Source organism: Nesterenkonia natronophila, from assembly GCF_003595215.1.
GTDB lineage: Bacteria > Actinomycetota > Actinomycetes > Actinomycetales > Micrococcaceae > Nesterenkonia > Nesterenkonia natronophila.
Window position 1 is genome coordinate 562,803 of the sequence record NZ_QYZP01000001.1, and the last position, 23,952, is coordinate 586,754.

The 23,952-nt window shown below is 61.6% G+C and carries 19 protein-coding genes; 12 read left to right on the forward strand and 7 right to left on the reverse strand.

Going from position 1 to position 23,952, the window contains the following annotated elements; all coding sequences use genetic code 11:
* Nucleotides 1-30: 30 nt before the first annotated feature.
* On the forward strand, nt 31-1,956 hold the full coding sequence (locus D3250_RS02620) for a penicillin-binding transpeptidase domain-containing protein (RefSeq protein WP_147383465.1): 1,926 nt from the start codon (nt 31-33) through the stop codon (nt 1,954-1,956).
* 11 nt (nt 1,957-1,967) lie between these two features.
* Entirely contained in the window at nt 1,968-2,801 is an 834-nt protein-coding gene (gene trmB, locus D3250_RS02625) for a tRNA (guanosine(46)-N7)-methyltransferase TrmB (RefSeq protein ID WP_119901783.1), read from the forward strand.
* 46 nt (nt 2,802-2,847) lie between these two features.
* Here trmB and D3250_RS02630 read toward each other — a convergent pair whose 3' ends face one another.
* Nucleotides 2,848-3,171: a winged helix-turn-helix domain-containing protein gene (locus tag D3250_RS02630; RefSeq protein WP_119901784.1), complete on the reverse strand. Its 324-nt coding sequence runs from the start codon at nt 3,169-3,171 to the stop codon at nt 2,848-2,850.
* Nucleotides 3,172-3,375: 204 nt separating this feature from the next.
* On the opposite strand from D3250_RS02630, the gene D3250_RS02635 reads away from it, so the two are divergent.
* The 7 genes from D3250_RS02635 (at nt 3,376) to D3250_RS02665 (ending at nt 10,409) form a co-directional block, all read left to right on the forward strand.
* Nucleotides 3,376-4,821, forward strand: a complete 1,446-nt coding sequence (locus tag D3250_RS02635) for a hypothetical protein (protein ID WP_225973096.1) — start codon at nt 3,376-3,378, stop codon at nt 4,819-4,821.
* Between the two features lie 91 nt (nt 4,822-4,912).
* Nucleotides 4,913-5,134 carry a heavy-metal-associated domain-containing protein gene (locus tag D3250_RS02640; RefSeq protein ID WP_119902259.1) on the forward strand — a complete coding sequence of 74 codons (222 nt, stop codon included), beginning with the start codon at nt 4,913-4,915 and terminating at the stop codon, nt 5,132-5,134.
* Complete coding sequence (locus D3250_RS02645; protein WP_264080516.1) at nt 5,131-7,437, forward strand: heavy metal translocating P-type ATPase; 2,307 nt, start codon at nt 5,131-5,133, stop codon at nt 7,435-7,437. The genes D3250_RS02640 and D3250_RS02645 overlap by 4 nt, the downstream gene beginning before the upstream one ends.
* 28 nt (nt 7,438-7,465) lie before the next feature.
* Nucleotides 7,466-8,353 (forward strand): DMT family transporter, encoded by an 888-nt coding sequence (locus D3250_RS02650; protein WP_147383466.1) that lies wholly within the window; start codon nt 7,466-7,468, stop codon nt 8,351-8,353.
* Between the two features lie 9 nt (nt 8,354-8,362).
* The gene (locus D3250_RS02655) at nt 8,363-8,866 is read left to right on the forward strand and encodes an RES domain-containing protein (RefSeq protein WP_119901787.1); all 504 of its coding nucleotides are present in this window, start codon (nt 8,363-8,365) and stop codon (nt 8,864-8,866) included.
* A 168-nt stretch (nt 8,867-9,034) separates the two neighbouring features.
* Nucleotides 9,035-9,958: an EamA family transporter gene (locus tag D3250_RS02660; RefSeq protein WP_119901788.1), complete on the forward strand. Its 924-nt coding sequence runs from the start codon at nt 9,035-9,037 to the stop codon at nt 9,956-9,958.
* Nucleotides 9,959-9,971: 13 nt separating this feature from the next.
* The gene (locus D3250_RS02665; RefSeq protein WP_192892546.1) at nt 9,972-10,409 is read left to right on the forward strand and encodes an NUDIX hydrolase; all 438 of its coding nucleotides are present in this window, start codon (nt 9,972-9,974) and stop codon (nt 10,407-10,409) included.
* Here the strand turns inward: D3250_RS02665 and D3250_RS02670 are convergent.
* The gene (locus D3250_RS02670; RefSeq protein WP_225973097.1) at nt 10,402-11,025 is read right to left on the reverse strand and encodes a LysE family translocator; all 624 of its coding nucleotides are present in this window, start codon (nt 11,023-11,025) and stop codon (nt 10,402-10,404) included. The genes D3250_RS02665 and D3250_RS02670 overlap by 8 nt on opposite strands.
* Before the next feature lie 42 nt (nt 11,026-11,067).
* The gene (locus D3250_RS02675) at nt 11,068-12,471 is read right to left on the reverse strand and encodes a GntR family transcriptional regulator (RefSeq protein WP_158583051.1); all 1,404 of its coding nucleotides are present in this window, start codon (nt 12,469-12,471) and stop codon (nt 11,068-11,070) included.
* 125 nt (nt 12,472-12,596) lie between these two features.
* Between D3250_RS02675 and D3250_RS02680 the strand changes: the two genes are divergently transcribed.
* Complete coding sequence (locus tag D3250_RS02680) at nt 12,597-16,136, forward strand: proline dehydrogenase family protein (protein ID WP_119901790.1); 3,540 nt, start codon at nt 12,597-12,599, stop codon at nt 16,134-16,136.
* A gap of 13 nt (nt 16,137-16,149) precedes the next feature.
* On the opposite strand, the gene D3250_RS02685 is transcribed toward D3250_RS02680, so the two are convergent.
* The 4 genes from D3250_RS02685 to D3250_RS02700 all read right to left on the reverse strand — a co-directional run bounded on the left by D3250_RS02685 (nt 16,150) and on the right by D3250_RS02700 (nt 19,923).
* Nucleotides 16,150-17,133 (reverse strand): AraC-like ligand-binding domain-containing protein, encoded by a 984-nt coding sequence (locus tag D3250_RS02685; protein WP_119901791.1) that lies wholly within the window; start codon nt 17,131-17,133, stop codon nt 16,150-16,152.
* A gap of 175 nt (nt 17,134-17,308) precedes the next feature.
* Complete coding sequence (locus D3250_RS02690; protein ID WP_119901792.1) at nt 17,309-18,718, reverse strand: aldehyde dehydrogenase family protein; 1,410 nt, start codon at nt 18,716-18,718, stop codon at nt 17,309-17,311.
* 108 nt (nt 18,719-18,826) lie between these two features.
* Nucleotides 18,827-19,471 carry a TetR/AcrR family transcriptional regulator gene (locus tag D3250_RS02695; protein ID WP_119901793.1) on the reverse strand — a complete coding sequence of 215 codons (645 nt, stop codon included), beginning with the start codon at nt 19,469-19,471 and terminating at the stop codon, nt 18,827-18,829.
* On the reverse strand, nt 19,414-19,923 hold the full coding sequence (locus D3250_RS02700; RefSeq protein WP_119901794.1) for a hypothetical protein: 510 nt from the start codon (nt 19,921-19,923) through the stop codon (nt 19,414-19,416). The genes D3250_RS02695 and D3250_RS02700 overlap by 58 nt, the downstream gene beginning before the upstream one ends.
* A gap of 309 nt (nt 19,924-20,232) precedes the next feature.
* Here D3250_RS02700 and D3250_RS02705 point away from each other — a divergent pair, with 309 nt between their 5' ends.
* Together D3250_RS02705 and D3250_RS02710 are read left to right on the forward strand one after the other, a co-directional pair.
* On the forward strand, nt 20,233-22,191 hold the full coding sequence (locus tag D3250_RS02705; protein WP_119901795.1) for a primary-amine oxidase: 1,959 nt from the start codon (nt 20,233-20,235) through the stop codon (nt 22,189-22,191).
* Nucleotides 22,192-22,370: 179 nt separating this feature from the next.
* The gene (locus tag D3250_RS02710; protein ID WP_119901796.1) at nt 22,371-23,852 is read left to right on the forward strand and encodes an APC family permease; all 1,482 of its coding nucleotides are present in this window, start codon (nt 22,371-22,373) and stop codon (nt 23,850-23,852) included.
* Nucleotides 23,853-23,952 lie beyond the last annotated feature (100 nt).

Consider the following 23,952-nt stretch of genomic DNA (forward strand, 5'->3'; position numbering starts at 1 on the left):
CGTCTCAGTACCAGCCCGTAAACTTAACGGGTGAAAAATTCCAGGTGGGGAGGGGCCCTCGCGGGCAGTGCTGCCTTGATTCTGCTTGCTGGTTGCGGCGGTGAAGAGGAACGGGCAGACATCTCTGGCGCAGCTGAAGCCGCAGCTGAAGCCATCGCCACCGGAGACTTCACAGATGTGCACTTCGGATCCGGTCAGGCGCAGACCCTCGCTGACGCGGTCGAGAACCTGCATGAGCCCTTCGGTGAGCTTTCACCTGAGGTCCGGGTCTCGGAGACTGAGGTGGAGGAGCCGGCGGAGGATTCTGTGCGCCCGCCGCGTGCGGAGGTGACTTTCGAACACCGCTGGGACCTCGAGGAGATCGGTGTCGAGGCAGAGCAGTGGGGGTATTCCACCAAGGCTGACTATGTCTACGACCAAGAGTCGGATACTTGGCTTCTGGAGGGAGACACTGACCTTGTCCTTCCGGACTATGCGGGGCACGAGTCGGTGAGCATCTCCACCACAAATGCAGATCGTGGACGCATCATGGACGGCAGCGGCCGCGCCATAGTCTACAACCGTGAGGTGGTGCGAATCGGGCTCGATAAGTCTCAGCTGGAGTCCGAGGAGAGTCAGGCTGAGGCGGCCACGGAGCTGGCGGACGTCGTGGGGATCGACTCCGGGGGCTATGAAGAGCGAGTGCTCGCCTACGGTGACGAGGCATTCGTCGAAGCCATCGTGGTGCGCACCGACGGCGGGCATGTCACCGCAGCCGACGTTGAGAACATACCGGGTGTTCACCTGGTCTACGATGAGATGCCACTGGCCGAAAGTTCGGACTTCGCCCCCCAGCTGCTGGGCCGGGTGGGAGACGTGACAGCTGAGCATCTGGAGAGCGACCCCGCGCTCAACATTGGCGATACGGTCGGTCTGTCTGGCATCCAGTCAGTCCACGAGTCGACCCTTCGGGGGAGTCCCGGCATCAACATCACGGTAGGGGACGCTGTTTTGTACTCCGTAGATCCCCAGCCTGGCGATGACGTCCACACCGGGATTCTTCCCAGACTCCAAGACCTGGCCCAGGAGATCGTTGATGAGCAGGACGTTACGACAGCTCTGGTAGCCATCCGCCCCTCGGATGGAGCGATCGTCGCCTCCGCCACCCATAACCCAGAGGCTCCTCAGGTCAACACCGCCGTCGAGTCCACCTTCGCTCCCGGCTCTACCTTCAAGATGGTCTCAGCCCTCGCCATGCTTCGTGATGGGCTCTCTCCGAGTTCGAATGTCCCGTGCCCCAACTCCGTCACAGTCCATGGTCAGCAGTTCCACAACGTGTCAGGTTTTCAGGATCAGTACGTCGGCAACATCCCGTTCGACACAGCGGTGGCCGTATCCTGCAACACCACCTTCGCTGCGGCGTGGAACGATGTGACCTCTGCAGACCTCGCTGAGGCCGCCCGCGACTTAGGCATGGACAACGACGTCGGAATCGGTGTCCCGGCGATCAAGGCTCAGGTTCCAGAAGACGCTGATCAGAACCTACATGCGGCCAATCTCTTCGGTCAGGGCACTGTGGAGACCTCAACCCTCGGCATGGCCGCTGCCGCTGCATCGATTGCCGACGGGCGCACTGTGCACCCCTGGCTGGTGGAGCGTGAGGACCACCCGGACAGTGGCAACCTCACGGAGGATGAGGGAGAACAGTTGCGCGAATTGATGCGCGGCACGGTGGACTACGGGACGCTGCGTGACCTTGACCCCATTTCTGGTCCGCATGTGTACGCCAAGACCGGCACGGCAGAAGCGGGGTCGGGAGACGATACCTACTCCCACACCTGGGTCATCGGATCGCAAGCGGACCTGGCGGTGGCGGTGTTCTTGGAGGAGGGGGAGTGGGGTTCCTCGACCAACGGGCCACTTATGCGTGAGTTCCTGGTGGGGGCCCGGGAGATTCTGGCTGACCAGGGGAGCTAAACTCACACCTTATGGCTGAGAAGCATTTCCGCAAACCATTGTCCTTTGTGCGCCGCAGCAACCGCCTCAAACCCAGTTATCAGCGAACATGGGATGCAGCGCTGGGCCGCGAGCTCCTTGATGTCCCGCACGGAGACCGGGATACCTCAGTCGCAGAGGGCTTCAGCATTGATTGGCGCGCCGAGTATGGACGGATTGCCCCGCTGATCCTGGAGATAGGTTCAGGGTCCGGAGAAGCTGTGGCAGCCGCGGCCGCGGCCAACCCGGAAACCGATTTCTTAGCAGTCGAGGTCTACCGCCCGGGAGCAGCTCAACTCGCAGCCCGTCTCCGCAGGGAGGGGCTGACTAACGTGCGGATCGCCTGTCTGGACGCCGTCGAGGTCATGGACAAATTGCTGCCGGACAACATCCTGTCCGAACTCTGGGTCTTCTTTCCCGATCCCTGGCACAAGTCCAAGCACAAAAAACGGCGACTCATCCAAACCTCCTTCGCGGAGAAGGCCACCCGGGTCCTGGCGCCGACCGGCGTCTGGCGCTTGGCTACCGATTGGTCAGATTACGCAGTCCAAATGCGCGAGATCATCGGCTCCTCATCAACGTTCCGGAACCCTCATGTCGGTCAGCGGGCCGGGGAGCACTCTCCTCTGACCAAGGTGCGCATGGGAGATCTCGACGCCGCCAGTCTGGGCAAAGAGACACACCCCATGCCACTGGAGGAAGCCCTCGACACTGAAGGGGGCTGGGCGCCCAGATTCGCGGCAAGAGTGGCCACAGACTTTGAGCAGAAAGCCCTGCATGCTGGCCGGATGATCTTCGACCTCAGTTTCATCCGCCGGCCATCATGACTGCTTACGCTCCGCCCGCGGCCAACGATGTCGTCCGCATCCAGCGTTAGAGGGCCAGCCGGTATCCGCGCTTGACCACAGTCTGCACAGTGTCGGGATTCGGCAGCGACTGACGCAATCGGGAGATCCACATCTCAAGGCCGTGGACGGAGCCGCATTGTGGCAGCACCCACAGGAGGTGTTCACGGGAGATGACTGCTCCCCGAGCTTTGACCAGCGCGCGCATCACTGACATCGGTCCTGGAGCCAGACGGACCGGCTCGGCACCAGGCAGATGAACAACACTGCCGATGATCTCCACCGTGCCGTGCGGCATGCAGACGCAAAGATAGTGGTCGTCCCCCAGTACGTCATCTGCCGGCTCTGCCATTACCGACCTCCTTGCTGATCAGCGTAGGCCTGAGCGGTTACTGGGCTTTATCGGTTGTGTGAACCAAGCATGTCCGACTTCTCACACTGCTGCCTGGGACCCTCCAGACCTCGCATCCACAGTCAGCTCAGAATGTTGCGAACGATTTGCAATTGCTGCAGAGGGTTGTTGATAATAATTCACATGAACATAAAGATGAGCCCCTTGACTTCGCTTGTCCTAATCTCGGCATTGGCGCTTTCCGCATGCGCCGATGAGAACGGAGGCGCCGAGGACCCTGAAGCTGGCGACACAGAGGCCGTTGCAGCTGACGACACCGACAACATTGACGACGACGCCGCCGACGGGGACGCCGAAGATGACGACGAGGCGGAAGAGGCCGAACCGGTTGAGCCTTCTGCTCGAGAGACCCACCAGGCAGGAGGCCCAGAGCCCCGACTAGTGGTCACCTATGACGGTGGCGTGGCGGTCCTGGATGGGGTCAGCACAGAGGTTGTCGGTGAGTTCGATGTCGAAGGCTTTGTGCGAGTGAGCCAAGCTGGCGACGGAAGACATGCGTTCTTGGCGGAGGGGGAGAGCTTTCGGCTCATGGACGTTGGGACGTGGGGGGCACCGCACGGGGACCACAACGACTACTTCACCACCGATCCGCTTCTGACCGACGTGAGTGTGGAGGGTGACACGCCAGCCCGTGTAGTCTCACACGAGGGCGTAGGCACGTTGTTCTTCGACGGATCCGACGAGTACCACTGGTTCGATTTGGAGGATCTCGACGCGGAATCTGAGATCGAGACCGAGTCCGCAAAAAGTGAAGGACAACACGACGGCGTTGCCGTCGTTCTTGAAGACGGTTCCCGCTTCGAAACCCTTAAGGGCAGCTCCGGTGCACGGTTCGTTGACGCTGCTGGCGACGAGGTCGCTCGCAACGAGGATTGCCCGGGAGCTGATGGCGAAGCTGCGGGCCCTGACGGCATGATGGCCATCGGGTGCGAGGACGGAGTGTTGATGTGGGACGGCGACGACTTTGAGAAGCTCGAGACCGGTGAGGATTACTCCCGAATCGGGAATCTCTTCTCAGCCGAAGGCTCCCCCATCTTCTTGGGCGACTACCGCACCGACGAGGACGGTGAGGAGCCGATGACCGAGGTTGCCCTGGTCAACACAGACTCCGGTGAGATCACGACCACGAGCGTGGACTCACCATACAACTTGCGCAATCTGCAGCGCGGTCCTGAAGGTGAAGCGCTGGTGCTAACCGAAGACGGCCAATTGCACATCATCGATGAGGAGACTGGTGAGCACCTGAATCACCTGCAAATCTTGGATGAGTGGACTGAGCCTGAGGACTGGCAGGAGCCGAGTCCTACTATTCGCACCAGTGGAGACTTGCTGTACGTCACTGATCCTGAGGCGCAGCAGATCCACATCGTCGATCTCAGTGAGGGCGAGACACTGGTGACTGGCGATCTGGACTTCATGCCGAACGAATTTGTGGTCATCGACGGTCGCCCCATAGAGGGAGTCTCCGAGGAGTACGACGGTGATCATGGCCACGACGATGAAGAGGGCCACGGCCATGAGGACGATCATGGCCCCGACGAGGACGATGATCACCATCACGAGGATGATCACGACCACCACGATCACTGAGCGGTACTGAGCTCCCCTTTCACAGGTACCCCCAGGCATGTCAAGGTGGCGCTCCGGGAAGATGTCGGGGTCACGCTGTGTTGTGCAGACTATGTCTGAAACGCGCTTATACACAGTGACTGGAATGACCTGCGGCCATTGCGAGGCCGCTGTCCGCAGCGAGCTGACAGAGGTGGTCGGAATAGAGAGCGTCAGCGTCTCGGCTGAGAGTGGGGCGCTGACTGTCGACATAGCTGAAGGTGTGGATCTCGCAGATCAGACCATATATAACGCCGTCGATGAGGCGGGATACTCTGCAGAGCGCGTCCGGTGACCCAAACTCTGCCGCACCCCCGCCCAGAAGACGCCGAGCCAGCACGTATTGAACTGGCCATCGGCGGGATGACGTGTGCCGCCTGCGCGCAGCGGGTCGAGAAGAAACTGAACAAGCTTGATGGCGTCACTGCCAGCGTCAACTACGCCACGGAAAAGGCGTGGGTCAGTGCAGAGAACCTCGCCGATCGTGAAGAGTTTGTAGGTAGACTCATCTCCACAGTCCAGAAGACCGGCTACACAGCCGAGGTCCCGCAAGACGCTGAGGATGAGTCCGGTGAAGATCTCGGCTCCCGAGACCTGAGGGCGTTGCGCACCAGACTGATCATCGCCGGCATACTGACGGTTCCAGTGGTGCTCTGGGCGATGGTCCCGGCAACCCAGTTCGAGTATTGGACCTGGGTTTCGCTCGTGCTGAGTGTTCCCGTGGTGCTCTGGGCAGGTTGGCCATTTCACCGAGCCGCGGCTCTTAATGCCCGTCATGGCACGGCCACCATGGACACTCTTATTTCTTTGGGCACACTGGCTGCTCTGGGTTGGTCTCTCTACGCCCTATTTTTCGGCCATGCCGGGGACCCATCCATGCGACACACATTCACACTCTTCGATGAGCCCTACTGGATGTCAGGGCATTCTATGGGCTCCGCCAATGTCTACTTCGAAGTGGCGACGGCCGTGACGACGTTCTTGCTGCTGGGACGCTACTTCGAAAAACGGTCCAAAGCCTCCGCGGGAGAGGCCCTGCGTTCATTGGCGAATCTAGGCGCCAAGGATGTGGCCCTGCTCAAAGGGGAGCGTGAGGTCAGAATCCCCATCAAGGAGCTGTCGGTCGGCGACGAGTTCATCGTCCGCCCAGGAGAGAAGATCGCCACCGATTCGGTCGTGGTCTCAGGCGCATCGGCGGTCGATATGTCGATGCTGACCGGTGAGTCGGTGCCGGTGGAAGTCGCTGAGGGAGATTCAGTGGTCGGTGCGACCATCAATGCTTCAGGTCAATTGGTTCTCCGTGCCACCAGCATTGGAGCCGATACCCAACTGGCTCAGATGGCGAAACTCGTAGAGGAGGCGCAGTCCGGCAAAGCCGAAGTCCAGAGACTCGCCGACCGAATCTCCGGGGTCTTTGTGCCAGTGGTTCTGCTGGTGACAGTCATCACCTTGGGGGCATGGCTGTTTCTCGGCGCACCAGCGGAGGCGGCGTTCACCGCAGCTGTCGCCGTGCTGATCATTGCCTGCCCCTGCGCACTGGGTCTCGCAACCCCCACCGCCCTTCTTGTAGGTACTGGGCGTGGTGCGCAGCAGGGGATCCTGATCAAAGGCCCGGAGGTGCTTGAAGCTTCCACCGGCATAGATGCCGTAGTGCTGGACAAGACCGGGACCGTCACTACCGGCGCAATGCAACTCACCTCATTGCTGTCCGCCCGTCAATGGGGAGGCGAGTACGAAGACACTGACCTGCTGCGCCTTGCTGGAAGCCTCGAATCTGCCTCTGAGCACCCCGTAGCGCACGCCATCACCAACGCCGCACGCGAAGCACTCGGCTCTCGAAGTGGCTCGCTTCCGCGGCCGCAGGACTTTCGCAGCCACGCGGGAACAGGAGTCTCCGGGGAGGTCGAGGGCCATCATGTGCTCGTCGGTCGACGGCGGCTCATGGAATCCTCCGGGATAAAGCTGCCCAGCGAGGTGCGTGAACTCGTCACAGAGGGGGAGGCTCACGGAAGTACCGCTGTACTCGTGGCGATCGACGGTGAGTTCTCCGGCATTCTCACAGTTTCAGACACGGTGAAAGAGACTTCAGCTGAGGCCCTCGCGGAACTCAGGAGACTGGGTATGGACCCGCTTCTGCTCACCGGCGACAACGAAGGTGCCGCCCGTCGAGTCGCTGAGGAAGTCGGCATCAGCAATGTGGTGTCTGATGCCCTCCCGGAAGACAAGGTGGCCACGATCAAGGGCCTGCAGTCGCAAGGGAAGACTGTGGCCATGATTGGTGATGGTGTCAACGATGCTGCCGCTCTGGCGCAGGCCGATCTGGGCATCGCCATGGGCACTGGCACCGATGTGGCCATCAACGCCGCTGATATCACAGTCATTCGTGGCGATCTGCGCTCTGCGGCTGATGCGGTGCGGCTCTCCCGCCGCACCCTCCGGACCATCCGGGAGAACCTCTTCTGGGCGTTTCTGTACAACACAGCAGCCATACCGCTCGCTGCGGCAGGTCTCCTGAATCCGATGTTGGCAGGGGCGGCGATGGTGTTGTCATCGCTGAGTGTGGTGGCTAACTCTTTGCGCCTGAGGCGTTTCAGGTAGGTGAGCGTCTCCGCTCTACACTGTCCAGGTGATTACTCCTGCACACGGTGTGGTGTTGATGCTGCTGGGCAGTCTGGCAATGGCCAGTTCTGCCTCTATCATCTTCAATCTGGACGCCGAGCCGATGACAGTAGCCGCGTTCCGGTGCCTGTTGGCGGTACCGATGCTGCTGCCCTTTGTCATCTGGGAGATGCGGCGTGTGGACATCCGGCAAGCTTTGCCCCGCGCCACAGTGCTAGGAGCAGTCGTGGGCGGCGTCGCGATTGGCGTCGACTACAGCTTTTACAATACCTCCATCAGCCTGATCGGCCCGGGGTTGGCCACAGTACTGATCAACCTGCAGATTGTGTTCCTGCCGCTGATCGCTTGGCTCATTGAGGGTACTCGGCCCATGAAGCAGCTGGCCGTGATCGTACCCTTCATGGTCACCGGAGTAGCCCTGGCTGCAGGGGCCTTCGGTGACGCAGAGCTCAACCTGTTCGGCGTAGTAGCAGGTCTGATTGCCGGGGCAGGATATGCGACCTACTTGGCGATCATTCGGCGCACGGCCCCTGCGACACTGCGCCCCGCCCCCTTCACGGTTCTGACCATCGTGTGTCTTTCCTCTGGACTTACTGCAGGCGGCGGGGCCCTGGGATCCGGCCGGTTCGAAATGCCGACCCAAGTCCCGGAGTGGTTGTGGCTTCTGGCTTTAGCCTTCGTCGGACAAGTCGTGGTGTACCTGTGTTTCAATATCGCGATGACGGGACTCAACGAAGTTATTGCCAGCACGCTGATGCTGACGGGTCCCATTTTCGCCATCGTTCTTGGGTTCTTGTTCTTCAGAGATGCCCCCACGGCCTGGCAGCTGCTCGGATGTGCCACAATCATCGCGGGTGCCTGGTGGACTGCTGTGGCCCAGCGCCGCACCCGGTAATCTACCCGTATGACGGCAGCGCCGGAGGTGAGGCCACACGGGCAGTACTTGCGTGCCGTGTCGGGGACTTTCTATCGGGCGGTGGACCCACGTCATCTTGGGACGGCACTCGCCGGTTCCCGGCAGCCGGGTCGGTACTCCCCGCCGGGCGCTCCTGCGCTCTACCTCAGTTCGTCCCCTGAGGGGGTGCAGACTGCAATGATCGCCCACGGCGACGCACGAACCCCGGAACTGAACATCATCGAAGTGAGGGTGCACGCCGAGCGCGTATTGGATCTGCGCGACGAGGCATCATGCCGTGCTGCAGGAGTGCGTGTCGACGACGCGATCGCCCCTTGGCAGCAGGCGGCGGCTGAGGGAGGGGACCCTCCGCCGTGGTCAGTCCGCCGGCACCTTGAGGCCCTGGGCTCATACGGAGTGATCGACCCCAGCCGGCGCCGTCCCGGACTATGGCACTTGGCGCTTTTTCGATGGAATGAAGCGGGAACTCCGCAGGCGCGGGTCCAGGGATGAGCCACTTAGCCCGCAGGCCTATGGGACGGTGCTGTTCAGCTGTGGCTCGCGTGGCAAGGCCTACCCCGCGAGCAGCAGCGACCGCGGCGTCGATGATGCTTCCGACCTCGGATATGAGATTCGAGGTTTGTATTTGGGGGACCGGCCGGGTCGTCGGAGAATGCACTCATGAGCAGTTGGATCCAGGGACACCCCGGCCGTGGCTTCTCCCTGATCGCCACGAGCGCGCTCAGCACCCAGACCGGCGCGGCGGTAGGCTCCTTCGCTTTCGGGACTCTGGGGCCGCTGGGAGTTGTTGCGATTCGTCAGATGGCCGCAGCTATTGTGCTGTGTTCGGTCGCCCGGCCCAAACTGCGCCAATTCACCGCGGCCCAATGGAAGCCGGTGGCGCTGCTGGCGTTCTTCTTCGCTGTGATGAATGCTGCACTGTACACAGCCCTGGACCGGGTCGGTCTGGGCACCGCGGTCACCATAGAGTTTTTGGGGCCGTTGGCCGTCGCCGCCTGGTCCTCACGTAGGCGCAGGGATCTCCTAGGTGTGGTACTGGCTCTTCTGGGTGTCATCATGCTCACCCGGCCAAGCCCCACCACAGACTTTCTGGGCATTGCAGTAGCTCTCATCGCCGCGGTGTGCTGGGCCGGCTATATTCTGACCAACCGGGAGGTCGGTAAGAGGGTCCCCGGAGTCCAAGGGACAGCGGCGGCGACGATTCTCTCTTCTCTCGGCATGCTGCCGGTTCTGATACTGATAATTTGGCAGGTTCAACCGCCATGGCAGGCCTACCTGTTCGCCTGTGCCGCGGGCCTGCTCTCCACTGCGATCCCGTATGCCTTGGACCTAGTAGTGTTGCGCTACGTCAGCCCACTGATCTTCGGCGTGGGGATGTCCCTGCATCCGCTGTTCGCCGGGATTATCGGGTTGGTGCTCCTCAGCGAGCAGCTGCCACTGATCGCTTGGTCCGGTATTGTTCTGGTGGTGCTCAGCAATGGGCTCACTCTCACCGGCCCGCGGTCGGCAGTAGGTGCAGCGCCACGCCTGCAGTTCCGCAAAGAGCGCCGCACTTCGCCGCAGCCCGGGGCCCAGTCTCGCTGATAACCTCACAGCCATGGATATTCGCATCTCCGCCTATGCCGTCATCATTGACGCTGAAAACCGTATGTTGCTGCCGCACTGGATGGAGTACGGCTTCGGTTCGGGGTGGACTGTGCCTGGCGGGGGGATCGACCCCGGAGAGGACCCCGCTGACGCGGTGGTTCGCGAGGTGTTCGAGGAATCTGGCTACCGGGTGGACGTGGCTGAGTTGCTGGGAATCGACAATCTGGTGATCCCAGGCGATCGACGGACGCCATCGTCTGGGCGCCGGGGTGTTGCCCTGCAGAACCTGAGGATCGTCTATCGTGCTCACATCACTGGGGGAGAGCTCACGGTCGAGACCGAGGGATCCACCGACGACGTCGCCTGGTTCACGCCGGCTCAAATCAACACCCTAAACCGAGTATCGCTGGTGGACACTGCCCGAAGGATGGCCGGAGTTATCAGCTGATAAGTGGTTGGGCAGACTCCCAGATCTCCACAAACGCGGGGATCAGCGAAGCGACCAGCAGAAGCGCCATCACTATATTGAAGGCGCGCATGTGGGTTGGACTGGAAATAATCCTCCCAGCCCCCACGCCCAGCAGTGCCCAGATCACGGTGCAGGGCGTGCTGAACACTAGAGCGAGCCCGGCGATGACGAGGACTTCCAGGAGGAAGGAGTTCCAGAACCCGGTATAGGTGGAGACCGCCGCCAGCACCAGCGTCCACGCCTTCGGGTTGACGAACTGGAACAGCGCCATCTGCGTGAATCCCGGCGGTCTGCCCTGACCGCGCGTATTCACGTCTGTGGGAGCAGTCGCGATGCGCCAGGCGAGCCAGAGCAGGTACAGCGCTCCGATGGGCCGCAGCACATCCAGTGCCCAGGGCCACTGCGCCAGGACGCCGCCAAGGCCAACTCCCACCAGGATCAGCATGACGGGAAACCCCACATTCACTCCAGCGATGCAGGGAACGGTGCGCCTCAAACCATAGTTGGCACCGGCGGCCATCGCGATGGTGTTATTGGGGCCCGGGGTGCCAGCACCGGCGATGAAGAAGAGAATTATCGGCAGGAAAGTCGTCACTGTGCACAATCTACTTGCTCATCGCGGCGATCTGTTCACCACTCAGCGGGAGAGGCTCTCCCAGAGAGCAGCGTCAAAGGTATCGGGCGCAAGTGCCGACATGTGCCTGACCGCGTTGTCCTGCTTGAGCCGCCATATACGGACTGCCTCCTGAGCCCTACCCTCCATCACCGCAGCCAGGATCCGTCGATCGTCGCTTACCAGACGCTCAGCGGCGGGGGAATAGTCCAATTGCAGTATCGATATAAACATGCGCACCCGTAGAGTCAGTGCGTGGAAACTCCGTGCTGACTGGGTCAGACCGGATGCCTCTGCCAACTCCTGCTGAAAGCGCAGGTCTGCCTCGCCTGCGTCGGTTCTGGAGCCCTGTTTGGCGACCGCATCCAGGGCGCCTAAGGCCAAACGCGCTGGCAGTAGGCGATGCTTGGGTTGGCCGGCGCACGCACGAAGGATGACCATCCCCACGTGGAGTCTGGAGGCGTAAAGATCGATGACATCTGCTCCGGAGAGCTGGGGAATCCGAAACCCCCGCTCGCTGGAGACCAGCAGACCATCGTCAGCGAGTTGTCGCATGCCAGTGCGTATGGTCGCGGGGTCCAAGCCCAGTCGCTCAGACATCGCCGAGACGCTGATGCGGTCACCGGGTGCGAACCCGGAGTCGGTCATCTCTTTGCGCAGTGCGACAGCGATCTGCTCAGTCGCCGACAGCTCCACTCGCGGTAACCACCTGCTGCGCTCGGAACGCCCGGGGGAGGGAAACTCTGCTACCGTGACTCGATTTGAGTCAGAAGCAGGGGCAATTTCTGAGGCAGACTCGTTCCCTCGAACCCAGCGGACCCCATGAAGCCCATGACCCGCACGAACGGCGAGCTGGTGCAGCAGCGTCGAAGGAACAGCTGCAGGAGATCGCTCGCATTCAGTGAGAAGTTGCGACACCCGAGCCAGAAACCTTTCCCAAGGCACCTCACCAGGCACCCACGTGGCTACATAGTCGGTTTCGCTGAGGGGTTCCAACGCGGGCCCTGATGTTCGTTCTGCGGACCACGCTGCGGCTCCGGAGACCCACAGCGCCGCCATCACAGCCGACGCCCGACGCTCGAAGAGGCGAGGGCGGACCGTTGCGCGCGAGCGCACTGGCGCAAAACGAATGCTGATGCGGGGAAACTCCACCCGGAACTCCACCAGGTGGAGGGGGTTGTCACTGCGTAACGACTCAGCATCGGCTGCGGGTGCGCCTGGCCCGCCAGACTCCTCGAGGGTAGCGGGGTAGCGTATGCGTCCAACCGCGCGGGAGGTCAAGCTTTGGCTCAACCCAGTCAGCTCCGCGAGGCTGCGGGTTGAGTAAGCCGGGGTGCCCACCCTGGGGCCGGCGGTCGCCAACACGCTGGCTACGATGTCATCGGCCGTCTCCTGCATTCGGGGCCGGCCACGCGGGGATGCTGCCATACACACCATTGTGACGCACTTCTGACTCAAAAAGAGCAGGTGGCGTCAACTAACTCTTCCGCTGAGGCTGTGTGAGCTCGCACACTGGAGGACAAGCAACCGGGTCACCACCGAAGGAGCGAGCGATGGCAGAGAAGATTCAGACACGTCCAGTCCGCGAAGAGCTGAGCGAGCTCTCTGATGCTGCTGCAGCGAAGGTGCGGAAGTGGATGCAGAAGACCGAAGACTCCAGGGTCAAACCGCATAAGTCTGCCCAACTGCTCTCAGCCGTGCTCTCCCACCCGACGGGATTGGACTTCACGGTCGGATTCGTCGACCGAGTCATCCGAACTGAGGATCCCAAAGCTGCAGCCAAAGCACTCGGTGAACTGGGTGAGCTGGCACCAGAGACGCTCAGTCGACTCGACCGCGCCCAGATTCAGGCTGGCTCTAGGCTGGGCGAACTCCTGCCCCATGTGGTGGTGCCCGCGGCGCGGAAACGGATGCGTTCAATGGTCGGGCATATGGTGGTCGACGCCCGCGACAAGGAGTTTGGGCAGGCCGTCAAACAGATCAAGAAGCAGGGCAACAGGCTCAACATCAACCTGCTGGGGGAAGCCGTGCTCGGGGAGGACGAGGCCAGCAAGCATTTGGACGACACCTACCGCATGCTGCGCCGTCCCGATGTGGACTATGTCTCTATCAAGGTCTCCTCCATTGCCTCACAGATCTCAATGTGGGGATTCGAAGACACCGTAGACTACGTGGTGGAGCGCCTCATCCCGCTCTACAAGGAGGCCGCGGAGGCCCCCGCGGGTTCCAAATTTATCAATCTCGATATGGAGGAGTACGGCGACCTGCGGTTGACCATCGCGGTGTTCAAGCGTCTCCTCTCTGAGCCTGAGATGAAGACCTACGAGGCCGGAATCGTCATTCAGGCCTACCTCCCCGACGCGCTCTCGGCTGTCCAGGAGCTGACGGAGTTCGCAAATGCCCGGGCCGATCAAGGGGGAGCGGGGATCAAGATCCGGTTGGTCAAGGGAGCGAATCTGGCCATGGAGCAGGTCCATGCTGATATCCACGACTGGCCTGTGGTGACTTGCGAGTCCAAAGAAGCCACTGACGCCAACTATAAACGAGTGCTCTACTGGCTGCTCACGGCAGACCGCATGCGGGGCGTGCGCCTGGGCGTCGCAGGTCACAATCTCTTCGACATCGCTTTCGCTCATCTGCTCGGAGCTGAGCGCGGAGTCTCTGAGCGCCTTGAGTTCGAGATGCTGCAGGGCATGGCTGCCGAACAGCAGGGCCCCATCAGCGAAGACGTTGGCCAACTCCTGCTCTACGTTCCAGCGGTGCGGCCGGCCGAATTCGACGTCGCCATCTCCTACTTGGTGCGCCGACTGGAGGAGAACGCCGCCAGCGAGAACTTCATGTCGGGGATCTTCGAATTCTCCCCGGGATCTGAAGTCTTCAAGCGGGAAGAGTGGCGTTTCCGTTCCTCACTGGAGGCCTTGGCAGAGATTCTTGAAGAGCACGACGAGGCGGCTCCTAGCCCGGCCCACACGCAGGACAGGCTCGCTGAAGAGAGCCGCGAACCAGGCGACTACAGCACTGGCATACCTACTTTTGTCAACGAACCTGACACCAACCCGGCCCTGGAGGCTAACCAACGTTGGGCCGAGCAGGTGGTGGCCCGTGCGACGGACGAGTGGCTCGCTAAGCACCCGCAACCACAGCGTCTCAGCGCTGGAGACGTCGATTCCCTGATCTCGGGGATGCGCGAAGCTGCTGCCCTGTGGGCGGCCCGCCCCGCCGCGGAGCGCGCCGCGATCCTCTACCGGGCGGCCGACATTATGGCCGCCCGTCGCGGACACCTTGCCTCCATAGCCGCAGCTGAGGTCGGCAAGGCGGTGGCACAGTCAGATCCGGAGATCTCAGAAGCCATCGACTTCATGCGCTACTACGCACATTCAGCTCTGGCAATCGAAGAGGTGGCCCATGCGGAATTCACCCCCGACAGCCTGGTGATGATTACCCCTCCATGGAATTTTCCGCTGGCGATCCCCGCCGGAGGGACCGTAGCGGCGCTCGCCGCCGGTGCCGCTGTCATCCATAAGCCCTCCAACCCCACTCCGCAGTGTTCTATGGCGATCCTCGAGTGTCTGTGGGACGCCGGGGTGCCCCGCGAGGTGCTGCATGGGATCTACCCCGATGAGCGCGAGACGGGACGGAAGCTGATCTCCCACCAGGGAGTCGACCGGATCATCCTCACCGGCGCCTCGGAAACGGCGGCGATGTTCCGCTCCTGGAAGCCGGAGCTCAATATCAACGCCGAAACCTCCGGCAAGGATGCCATGGTCATCACACCGGCCGCCGACCGCGACTTGGCTGTCGCTGATCTGGTGAACTCCGCCTTCGGTCACGCCGGCCAGAAATGCTCTGCAGCGTCCCTGGGCATTTTGGTCGGCAGCGTCTACACCTCAGACCGTTTCCGGCGCCAGCTGATCGACGCCGCCAAGTCGCTGATCGTAGATTGGCCCCAGAACCTTACCGCCACCGTGGGTCCGCTCACCGAAATGCCCAGCGACAAACTCCACCGGGCGCTGACCACGTTGGAGCCGGGGGAGTCCTGGCTGCTGAAGCCGGAGCAGCTGGATGAGAGTGGCAAGCTCTGGAGCCCGGGCATCAAGACCGGGGTGAAACCAGGGAGCTTCTTCCACCTGACAGAGGTTTTCGGCCCTGTTCTGGGGTTGATGGAGGCCAAGGACCTCGACGAAGCGATCGCGCTGCAGAATCAGGTGGACTTCGGACTCACCGGCGGAATCCACTCGCTGGAGACAGAGGAAGTCGTGCAGTGGCTGGATGAGGTCCAGGTGGGCAACGCTTACGTCAACCGCGGGATCACCGGGGCTATTGTGCAGCGGCAACCCTTCGGGGGTTGGAAAGCCTCCTCGGTGGGACTCGGTTCCAAGGCCGGTGGCCCGAACTACGTGATGCTCTTCGGCACCTGGCGTGATGCTTCCAATGAGGCGATGAGCACCCCCCTCCTGCCCTCACATCCCGCTGTGGACAGCCTCGTAGAGGCGGTGCAGACCAAGCAGTTGCTGGGAGGCAGTGACTTCGACTGGCTGAAGCGTGCCGTCGCTGACGACGCGTTGCACTGGAAGGCAGAGTTCGGGGCGGCCAAAGACCGCACGGGTCTGCATGCGGAGGCAAATATCTTCCGCTATCTCCCCGAGCACGTGCTCCTGCGAGTCAGTCACGACGCTGAGCCGAAGCACGTTCTCCGGGCCGCAGCAGCGGCAGTGACCGCCGGAGCAACAGTCAATGTTTCGGTGGACCCCAAGATCAGTAAGGCGACCAAGAAGGCCGTGAGTGCGATCAGTGATCTCACAGGCAGCAAGTCCAAGGACAGTGACGGGGCATTCGCAGCCAAGCTCGCCGAGGGACGGCATGACGCACCAGAAGGGGGTATTAGGGTGCGGGTGATCGGCACTCTCCCCCAGCGTGTGCGTGAAACAGTCGCTCACCGTCCCGAAGTGGCGCTGTTGAACGACCCTGTGACCGCATCCGGCAGGGTGGAGTTGCGCTACTGGGTGAAGGAGCAGTCAATCTCGATGACCCTTCACCGCTTCGGCAATCCCTCGAAGTCCTTCGGTGATCTTGCAGATCAGCTGAAGCGCTGATGCGCAGGCGAGCTCAGGCCGCGACCAGGTGAGGCTCCTCCTGCAGGTGCGCCCTGCGGTATGCGCTGGGGGATACGCCGTGCTCGGACTTGAACAACCGCGAGAAGTGGGCGGCGTCATGCAGACCCCACCGGCCAGCGATCCATGACACAGGCTTGTCAGCTAAGAGCGGGTCGGTCAGATCACGGCGGATGTGAGCCAAACGCTGACTCCGAATCCACGCGGAAACAGTGTGCTCGTCCTCGGCGAAGAGCGTGTACAGATACCGCACGGAGATGAAGTGGGCTGTGGCGATGGTCGAGGGAGTCAGGGACTCGTCGGAGAGGTTTCGCAGGATGTACTGTCGGATCTGCCAGCTCAGCCTGTGGGAGCTGCCGTGTCCACCTTGGTCCTGGCGGTGAAGCTCTTTGGAAAGCATGGTCACCATCAGATCCAGGGCTGAGTGCACCAGCCGGGAGCCGTATCCGCCGGAGAGCTGATCAAGGTTGCGAATAAGTTCTGTGAAGAACGGGCTGATCATGCGCGCTAAACCCTCTTCAGCGCAGAACCGCACTGCCGTCAACCGTGAGAGTTCGTGTGGACTCAGCTCGACCATCGCCTGAGGAAAGATCATAATCATGGCCCGGCTCGGTTCCGGAAAGCTCAAGGTGTAGGGCCGGTGGGTGTCGTAGACGGCAATGTCCCCTGGGCCGAGCACGGCTGTCCTGCCGTCCTGCTGCAGTTCTGCACGGCCCTCGAGTTGGAGTGACATTTTGTAGAACACCGGCTGGTCTGCGGAAATGAGTTCTGGTGTGCGCCGGACAGTGTGGGGTGCGGTCTGCATTTCGAACAGACCGACCTGGCCCACCGATGTCCGCCTGAACCTTCCTAGGAAAGGTGTTGCGTCGTACTCGGAAATGCTTAGTGGAACTACGGTCTCGGCAATCGCCGTCCGCCACGAGTTGAGGTCTAAGGGGGGCGTCTCAAGAACGGTGCTGTCCTGCCCTGGTGTGTGCAAGGCTCCTCCTGCGAGTTGAGAATATTGAGCGATTGCTCAAAATATTCGGTACTCCAGATTGTGACATGGCACACAGGTTCTGTAAAGGGGTCCAGAGCCCCCCGGACACCACGTCGGCGAGTCAGCTCATAATGCGAATGGGCGTCTGAGGTGACTCGCCGACGGAGGTGGGGCTTCAGCGAGAGATGATGTGCGGCTGGCTGACCTCTTTGAGTCCTTCGACACCGAACTCCAGGCCAAATCCGGATTGGCGGGCTCCTCCGAAGGGCATGCGGGGGTCTACTGCACCGTGTTTGTTGATCCAGGTGGTGCCGGCGATCAGTCGTGCCGCCACACCCTCGGCTCGCTCTGGGTCGGAGGACCACACCGAGGAGCCCAGAGCCTGCTCCAGGGAATTGGCCCATTCGATGGCCTGGTCGAGGTCGCTGTACCGGATGATGGGCAGCGCCGGCCCGAACTGCTCTTCGGTGACAAGCTCGTTGTCCGGGTCGATGTCAGCGATCAGGGTGGTGGGGTAGAAGTGGCCGGTCCTGTCGGGGTCAGGATCCGCTCCGGTGAGAACGCGGGCGCCTGAGTCCACGGCGGCGGTGACCAGGCGATCAACAATCTCCCACTGCGAACTGTTCTGCAGCGGGCCCAGCACGTTGTGCTCTTCGAGGCCCACGCCCATCGGCATCTTATGGGCAATATCCACCAGCGCCTCGCACACTTGATCATAAAGAGCATCGGGTACATAGAGCCGCTTCATTGCCGCGCAGGTCTGCCCGGTATTGATGAACGCTCCCCAGAAAAGGCCTTCCGCGATCGCTTCCGGGTCGGCATCGTCCAATACGATTCCCGCGTCGTTGCCGCCCAGCTCCATGGTCAGGCGCTTGACGGTGTCGGCAGCGTCCTTAATGATGCTCTTGCCGGTCTGGGTGGAACCGGTGAACATGATCTTGTCCACCCCCGGGTGACGGCTCAGCGCCTGTCCTACATCACCACGCCCTGGCACCGCGATCAACACATCCTCCGGAAGCACTGTGTTCAGTACCTCAACAAGGGCCAGTACGCTCAGCGGGGTGTAACCGGAAGGTTTGATCACCACCGTGTTGCCCTGCCGCAGTGAAGGAGCGATCTGCCAGATCGAGATCATCATCGGCCAGTTCCACGGACCTATGGCGCCCACCACGCCCAAAGGCCGCCAGTGGAGGGTCGCCTTGGCTGAGTCGTCATCGACAAGCACCTCCGGCTCCAGACGGAACTGGGCAGTTGCACGAAGCCAGGCCGCGCATGCGCCAACCTCAAATCGGGCATTGGGGCCATTGAGCGGCTTGCCCTGCTCACGGGACAGCAGACGAGCCAGCTCCTCCGCATGCGCCTCGACTGCATCAGCAGCGGCCTCCAAGAACTCAGCTCGCTGAGCGTCACTGCGCCCAGCCCATCCTGGCTGCTGAGCGCGGACGCGCGCCACAGCCTGGTCAAGATCCTCCGGCGATGCCTCCGGGGTGCGCCCCACCAGCTCACCAGTGGCCGGATCGTGAATTTCTCGGCCTCCTTCAGCTGACTCAACGCGGCTCAGCAGATCTATTAGCTGTTCGGTCATGATTCAGGTCCTCCTTGAAAGGGCTGTGATATGTCCCTCTCAGACTGGCTCAGCCCGCGGTGCAATCATTGAACTGTGGCGCACAGTCCTTTGCGCCCGGTGCAGTGTTCAGCGGGGAAGGGAGCCGATCAGTTCGCGGAACCGCCCCGCTGCATGGCCACTTTCCGTCATCCACGGGGCCAAGGTGTGGTGGACCATCTGCCATTGGCGGTGCGGCTGAGCAAGGGGTGTTCGCAGCACATACTCGAGCTGAGCACCCATGCTCAGCGCCAGAATCGTATCGCTGATCACCCCCAGGGGGGCTTCCGGGGTCAGCTCCTCATCACGCACCGCCTGAGTGAGGAGGCGATGAAGCTCGTTGTGCCAGTGGCTGACGATCACTGATTGAATCTCCGCCATATCCGGGTGGGAGGGGACCCGTCCCCAGAAGCTGACCACCACATAGGCCTCGCTCTCAGTGACTGGCGCAGTCGGGATGATTTCCTGAAGCATTTCCGTGAGTGCGCGAAGGCCGCTGAGCCCCTCCAATCTGGCGGCGATTCGATCATTGGTCCGGTGAAACACCTGCTTGAGCGCCTCATGGAGGACTTCATCGAACCCGGAGAAGTAGTGCCACAGCGCACCCGTGGCCACGCCGAGCTCGGCAGCAACTGCCCGAGTTGTGGCAGCGTCTATGCCCTCCCGCGCTGCGATCGTCAGGTAGGTGCTGACAATTTGGGCGCGGCGTTGTTCTCGATCCACTCGTTTGGGCATAGCTGCAATTCTTCCTCACCTGCGGCGGAGAGTGCAGCAACTGCCTGTCGCCGCTTGAGTTGTCTGAACCCCACCGTGCAGAGGAGCACCTCGATGCCAGCTATCACGGTAGCGAGCAGGAATAGTCCGTGCACAGGCAGGGCGAGGCTGACTACATCATGGGTGTGGCCCGGATGGCCTAGGTCGAGCCCACCTGTCTCAGGTGCCCCGGAGGCGTGACTTCCTCCGTAGAGGATGCCCAGGTGCAGCACCACCATCAGAACGTTCATGAATCCCACCGTTACCCACGTTGTGCTGGTCCCGTGGCGCCACAGGTGGCCTGCACACGGCAGACATGCGAGAGCTGCCGCCGCCATTATCAGCCCTACACCCAGGGGCCCGTGGACCAGCATGAGCAGGTGCAGCAATCCCGAGAGGCCGCCGAGCACTGCCGCGAACCGCCGCACCACCATTCACATCACCTCCTGGGCCCATGTCCAGGACCTCTCTGACCACTCTTACTCAGAATCATGGCCCCGTCTTGGCCAGGGGTGCATAACCCTGTGCGATCCTTGCGGGCTGTGCGGTAAGGCGAAACTATGGGCTCCCCATTCGTCTTGTCACGTGAGGGATCAATAACCGTGCATTCCTGCACAAGGGCATCTGTGTCAGATGACTCAGAATTGCTTCAGCATCGCCGGTGAACAGCAGTCCCCGGCACCGACACTTACCGCCGCCGCCCTCACTGGCGCTGACGGTGAGTCTGAGTAGGAGGATCACTTATGGCGCAGACAGATGTGAGCTCACAGGCCAGACACCCACTGGCACCGCTGACCGTGGCAGAGGTGGAGCGCGTGCGCGGAATTGTCAGCCAGGCAGGGCTGCTCAATGACGCAACACGCTTCTCCTACGTCGCCCTCCGCGAACCGGAGAAGAGGGACGTGCTGGCGTGGCAGCCCGGGCAGCGCCTTCCCCGGGAGGTCGGTTTGGTACTGACCGACCTCAGCACTCTGACGCTCTACGACCTGATCGTCGACCTCGACGCTGAGACGATCGTAGATCAGCGTGAGATCGACGCACTCAAAGAGGGCTCTGCCCCAAGTTTTGACGAAGATCTCGTCGACGCGGACCCGATCGTCAAAGCTGACGCCCGGTGGGTGGAGGCGGTCCGCAGGCGCGGCATCACAGACCTGGACAAGGTAGTGATCATTGGCCTCTCTGCTGGAGTCTTCGGCTATGAGGACGAGGTCGGGAAACGCATGGTCCGGGCACTGGCCTTCCGCCAGGACTACCCCACGGACTCAATATGGGCTCACCCCATCGGGGGCATGGTGGCGCATGTGGATTTGACCGAGCGCAAGGTACTGCGGGTGGTGGAGACCGACATCACGCATGTGCCAGAAGAGTCCGGGGACTATCTGGATCCCCAGGTGCGGGGCGAGTACCGAACCAGCATGAAGCCGATCTCAATCACACAGCCCGAAGGGGTGAGCTTCACCTTGGAGGATGGTGTGTTGTCCTGGGAGAAGTGGCAGGTCCGCCTAGGCTTCAATGGGCGCGAAGGTCTCACTCTCCACCAATTGGCTTTCAATGATGCCGGTCGCGAGCGGCCGATTCTGTACCGCGGATCCATCGCAGAGATGGTGGTCAACTACGGCGACCCATCACCGACCAACGCCTGGCAGAACTACTTCGACGTGGGTGAGTACCAGTTCGGTCGGCTGGCCAATGCACTGGAGCTGGGTTGTGACTGCAAAGGTGAGATCACCTATGTCGACGCCGTCGTCGTCGATGATTTCGGCAAGCCAACCACGCTTCCCAACGCCATCTGCATCCACGAGGAGGACTATGGGATTCTCTGGAAGCACTCCGATGATTTCTCCGGCACCAGTGAGGTCCGTCGGCAGCGGCGCCTGGTGATCTCCTTCTTCGTGACAGTTGGTAATTACGACTACGGGTTCTACTGGTACCTCTACTTGGATGGAAAGATCGAACTGGAATGCAAGGCCACAGGCATTGTCTTCACCAACGCCTATCCCGGCGGCGACTACCCGTATTCCACGGAGATAGCCCCCGGCCTCGGCGCGCCGGTGCACCAACATCTGTTCTGCGCCCGCCTGGACATGACCGTTGATGGCACCGCCAACGCCGTTGACGAGATCGACGTCGCCCGCCTTCCCACCAGTGAGGACAACCCCTGGGGCAACGTATTCACCAGAGATATCAAGCGGCTGAGCGAGGAGCGGAACGCTGTGCGTGATGCCAACGGTTCGGTCGGACGCATTTGGCGGGTCAGCAGCACTGACGCCACCAACCGACTGGGCCAGCCAGTCTCATACATTCTCCATCCCGAGGACAGCCCCACCCTGCTGACGGCCGAAGATTCGCCGATTCGGCGCCGTGCAGGATTTGCCGGTCACCACCTGTGGGTCACCCAGTATGACCGGGACGAGCTGTATCCCGCGGGAAGGCTGGTCAATCTCAACCCAGGCTCCGGGGGGCTGCCTGAGTACACCGCTCAGAACCGTTCTGTCGAGGGCGAGGACATCGTGTTGTGGCACACCTTCGGACTGACACACTTCCCTCGGACGGAGGATTGGCCGATCATGCCCGTTGATTACGCGGGATTCACACTGACACCCAATGGTTTCTTCGACCGGAATCCCACACTGGACGTTCCCCCTGAGGCTGCAGCGGAACATTGCTCCTCGTCACAGGATGAAACGGAGTGCAACTGCTGAGCTGAACGGCGACCCAATCGATCTGCGGCCGCGGTGCACCTACTGGGTGCACCGCGGCCGCAGTGCTGATGGTTCCCGCATTCACAAGCGGTGTGCACGTCCCCGCAAGACGCGCAGCTGCCGAGGCAGAAGGATGTGCAGTGTATCCATTCGCACCGCCCCAGCCCTTCAGGAGAGCCATGAGTGAGCAGGCATCACGAACAGTCATTCCACCCAAAGATGAGACCACGCTGGCCAAGCGGTCTCTGGGGGTGCCTGCGCTGGTCTTTCTGATCATCGCGGCCTCGGCGCCCTTGACCGTCCTAGCAGGCGGTGCCACCACCAGTTTTGCGGTCACCGGAGAGATGGGAGTGCCCGTCGGATATGTGGCCCTGGGCATCATCCTCGTCTTCTTTGCCCTCGGATACGGACGAATGAGCACTTTCATTCAGAATGCTGGTGCCTTCTATGCCTATGTCACTGCTGGCCTGGGCACACGCCAAGGAATCGGCGCCGCCTTCCTAGCGCTGGTGACCTATAACGCGATGCAAGTGGGCCTCTACGGAGTCTTCGGCTTCACGGCCTCCTCGATCCTCAACGACCTCGCCGCCGTCGAGGTCCCATGGTGGGTATGCGCGCTCGCAGCGTGGCTGATCATCGCCGTCCTGGGAGTCAACAAGCTCGACTTCTCCGTCAAGGTTCTTGCTGTAATCGTGATTGCCGAGTTCGTAGTGGTCATTGGGGTCAGCTTGCTCTCGTTCGGTGTAGCGCCGGAGGGGATCACCGTCGAGCCGTTCATGCCCGAGCACTGGCTGACCGGAAGCCTCGGAGCGCTGCTCGCGTTCGGAATCGCCGCCTTCATGGGATTCGAATCCGGTGCGATCTACTCGGAGGAGGCCAAGAACCCTGAGCGGTCAGTGGCCAAAGCCACGTACATCGCCGTGGGCCTCATTGCTCTCTTCTACGCCTTCTCCTCCTGGGCCTTCGCGATGGGCGTGGGACCATCGGCCATCGTCCCCCAGGCCCAAGAATGGGGACCGGACCTGATGTTCGTCTTCCTCGACCAGCACATGCCTGTGCTGATCGTCAACCTTGCGGCAGTTCTGTTCCTCACCAGCATCTTGGCGGCGATGATTGCCTTCCACAATGCGGCGGCTCGGTACTTCTTCTCGATGGGACGCGTTCAGGTCCTCCCGCGGCTGCTGGGCGCGACGGGCGCAAAGAACGGTGCACCTGTGGCGGGATCGTTAGCTCAGAGCGTGCTGGGGCTGGTTTTCATCATCGTCTTCGCCATGGCGGGGGCAGGCTCCGACTTCGGGGCTCTCTACCCCGTCATGACCATGTTTCCGTGGCTGACCAACGCCGCAGGTTTCGGCATGGTGCTGCTGCTCTGCATCACCTCCATAGCGATAATGCGCTACTTCAACCGTGAGCCCCAGAGACACCCGGCATTCGTTCGGACACCCGCACCGCTGATCGCGGCAATCGGCTTGGGCATCATCGCGTTGCTGATCATGTTCAACTTCGATGTCATGATTGAATCTGACGGTTTCTCAGCGCTGGTGATAGTTATTCCAGCAGTCATCGCAGGCTCCGGGATAGTGGGAGTGCTGTGGGGGGAGTACCTGCGGCGGAAACAGCCCCAGATCTACGCCGAGGTGAGCACTGCCGACATCGGTTGAAGTGGTTCCCCGCATCCATCGGCAGGCCAACTCCCTGAGCAGCACCCGCGGTACAGTCCGGTTTATGCGCTTCCCCGCCATGGGCCAGTAGGATTTCGGC

What these genes read in the sequence shown, in the direction of transcription:
- D3250_RS02660 (WP_119901788.1), top strand. Translation starts at nt 9,035, where the DNA reads ATGAGCAGTTGGATCCAGGGACACCCCGGCCGTGGCTTCTCCCTGATC.
- trmB (WP_119901783.1), top strand. Translation starts at nt 1,968, where the DNA reads ATGGCTGAGAAGCATTTCCGCAAACCATTGTCCTTTGTGCGCCGCAGC.
- D3250_RS02680 (WP_119901790.1), top strand. Translation starts at nt 12,597, where the DNA reads ATGGCAGAGAAGATTCAGACACGTCCAGTCCGCGAAGAGCTGAGCGAG.
- D3250_RS02675 (WP_158583051.1), bottom strand. Translation starts at nt 12,471, where the DNA reads ATGGCAGCATCCCCGCGTGGCCGGCCCCGAATGCAGGAGACGGCCGAT.
- D3250_RS02630 (WP_119901784.1), bottom strand. Translation starts at nt 3,171, where the DNA reads ATGGCAGAGCCGGCAGATGACGTACTGGGGGACGACCACTATCTTTGC.
- D3250_RS02690 (WP_119901792.1), bottom strand. Translation starts at nt 18,718, where the DNA reads ATGACCGAACAGCTAATAGATCTGCTGAGCCGCGTTGAGTCAGCTGAA.
- D3250_RS02665 (WP_192892546.1), top strand. Translation starts at nt 9,972, where the DNA reads ATGGATATTCGCATCTCCGCCTATGCCGTCATCATTGACGCTGAAAAC.
- D3250_RS02655 (WP_119901787.1), top strand. Translation starts at nt 8,363, where the DNA reads ATGACGGCAGCGCCGGAGGTGAGGCCACACGGGCAGTACTTGCGTGCC.
- D3250_RS02710 (WP_119901796.1), top strand. Translation starts at nt 22,371, where the DNA reads ATGAGTGAGCAGGCATCACGAACAGTCATTCCACCCAAAGATGAGACC.
- D3250_RS02700 (WP_119901794.1), bottom strand. Translation starts at nt 19,923, where the DNA reads ATGGTGGTGCGGCGGTTCGCGGCAGTGCTCGGCGGCCTCTCGGGATTG.
- D3250_RS02705 (WP_119901795.1), top strand. Translation starts at nt 20,233, where the DNA reads ATGGCGCAGACAGATGTGAGCTCACAGGCCAGACACCCACTGGCACCG.
- D3250_RS02640 (WP_119902259.1), top strand. Translation starts at nt 4,913, where the DNA reads ATGTCTGAAACGCGCTTATACACAGTGACTGGAATGACCTGCGGCCAT.
- D3250_RS02695 (WP_119901793.1), bottom strand. Translation starts at nt 19,471, where the DNA reads ATGCCCAAACGAGTGGATCGAGAACAACGCCGCGCCCAAATTGTCAGC.